General features: G+C 66.0%; 2 protein-coding genes. Both read right to left on the reverse strand.

Features of this window, described 5'->3' with window-relative positions; genetic code table 11:
- Positions 1–53: 53 nt before the first annotated feature.
- Positions 54–2,150: a flagellar biosynthesis protein FlhA gene (locus tag AC1DYX_RS30410; protein ID WP_477265840.1), complete on the reverse strand. Its 2,097-nt coding sequence runs from the start codon at positions 2,148–2,150 to the stop codon at positions 54–56.
- The coding region (locus AC1DYX_RS30415; RefSeq protein ID WP_477265842.1) for an EscU/YscU/HrcU family type III secretion system export apparatus switch protein at positions 2,147–2,341 on the reverse strand (195 nt) is incomplete at its 5' end. The genes AC1DYX_RS30410 and AC1DYX_RS30415, both read right to left, overlap by 4 nt.

Genomic DNA, 2,341 nt, shown 5'->3' on the forward strand with positions numbered 1-2,341 from the left:
GCCTCAAATGAGACGAGCCCACGCGTAATGTGTGCGTGACGCGAACGTCCTGATCAACCGACCGTGCCGATGATCGACACCTCGCGGTTCTCCGGAATCTCGTTATACGACAGCACGTGCAGCCCCGGCGCGAACAGGCGCGCATAACGGGCCAGCAGCGGACGGATCTGCGGCAGCACCAGGAGCAACGGCGGCGTATGCTGCTGCTTCATCTGCTCGCGCGCCACCGGCATGTTCAGCTGCAGTTGCGACAGCAGCTGCGGGTCGATCGGGTAGTTGTCCAGCACGATCTTGCCGCCATTGTTCTGGCGCGCCTGGTTCAGGGAACCGAGCAGCATGTTTTCCAGTTCGCCCGACAGGTTAAACGCGGGCATGTCCTTTTTCTTGCCGTACAGGCCGGACACGATCTGGCGGCGCAGCGCGCAGCGCACCTCGGCCGCGAGCAGGATCGGATCCTTCGTCGTCTCCGAGCTGTCCAGCAAGGTGGTCGCGATGACGACGATATCCTTCAACGACACGTGCTCGGCCAGCAGCACACGGAACACGCGCAGCAGCTGGGTGTGCGTGAGCGCCTTGTCCAGCGCGCCGGCCAGCTTGGGCGACAGCGCGGTCAGGCGTTCCACCAGCGCGGGCACGTCTTCATGCCGGAACAGTTCGGACATGTAGTCGCGCGCGACCTTGGACGTGTGCGTGGCGATCGCGCTCGGCACCTCGACGACCTGGTAGCCCTGCCCCAGCGCATGCGCCTTCTGGTCCGGTTCGATCCACGTGACGGCCATGCCGAACGCCGGTTCGATGCCCGGGATGCCGTCGATCTCGCCGTACACGTGCGGCGACGGGATCGCCATCAGGCATTCCGCCACGACGTCGCCCTCGGCCACGACGGTGCCATTGATCGCGATCGCGTACTGGTTCGGACGCAGGGTCAGGTCGTCGCGCACGCCGATCGCCGGCAGCAGCAGGCCCATTTGCTCGGACAGGCTCTGGCGCACGCCCTTGATGCGCTTGGCGAGCACTTCGCCCTGGGCCTTGTCGATGAGGTGCACGAGCTTGTAGCCGACGGTGATGGTGATCGGCTGCACGACCGGCAGCTGCTGCCAGTCGAGTTCCGGCGCGCGGTCGTCGCGCAGCGCCGCCTCGATGGCGGCCACGCTGGAATCGTCCGGCGCCTTCACCTCCTCCTTGGCCAGCCTGAAGCCGACGTAGCCGAGGGCCGCCGCGAACACCATGAAGAAGAACCACGGCATGCCCGGCACGAGGGCCAGGATCACCATCACGCCGGCGGCCGAGTACAGCACGGTCGGATTGGCCAGCAGCTGGCCGCCGACCTGTTGTTCGAAGTCGCCGGCGTCGCTGATGCGGGTGACGAGGATCGCCGCCGCGGCCGACAGCAGCAGCGCCGGCACCTGGGCCACGAGGCCGTCGCCGATGGTCAGCAGCGCATACTGGCGGAAGGCATCGCCGAACGACAGGTCGTGCATCAGCGCGCCGATGGCCACGCCGCCGATCATGTTGATGAGCAGGATCAGGATCGACGCGATCGCATCGCCGCGCACGAACTTCGAGGCACCGTCCATGGCGCCGTAGAAATCCGCCTCGGCCGCCACTTCCTTGCGGCGCACCTGCGCCTTTTCCTGGTTGATCAGGCCCGCGTTCAGGTCGGCGTCGATCGCCATCTGCTTGCCGGGCAGCGCATCCAGCGTGAAGCGCGCGGACACCTCGGAGATACGTTCGGAACCCTTCGTCACCACGACGAAGTTGATGATCATGAGGATCACGAAGACGACGATACCGACGACGAAGTTGCCGCCGATGACGACGTTGCCGAACGCCTCGATCACGTGGCCGGCCGCCGCCGTGCCCTCGTGGCCGTGCAGCAGCACGACGCGCGTGGAGGCCACGTTCAGCGCCAGGCGCAACAGGGTGGTGCCGAGGATCACGGTCGGGAATACCGAGAAATCCAGCGGCCGCCTGGACGAGACCGAGACCAGGATCACGATCAGCGCCAGCACGATGTTGAACGTGAACAGCACGTCCAGCAGTACCGGCGGCAGCGGCAGCATGATCATCGCCAGCATCGTCAACAGGAACGCCGGCGTGGCGATCTTCTGGCGGCGCAGCTCGAGCATCAAGCTGTTCAGGAAATTCATGTCAGGGATACCTCACTCAAAGCGGCCGGCACGGCCACGTCACTCGGGAACCGGGGGGCGGCCTGGCGCCGGCCCGCACGGAAAGCGTTCAATTGCAGCACGTAGTTCAGCACCTGCGACACCGCCTGGTACAGCGCGGCGGGGATCTGCTGCTGCACCTGGCTGGTGTTGTAGATGGCACGTGCCAGCGG

The sequence above is a fragment of the Massilia sp. P2_C2 genome (assembly GCF_056404615.1).

Bases quoted from the DNA above. Each gene is read 5' to 3' on its own strand.
- AC1DYX_RS30410 (WP_477265840.1), bottom strand. From the start codon at position 2,150: ATGAATTTCCTGAACAGCTTGATGCTCGAGCTGCGCCGCCAGAAGATC.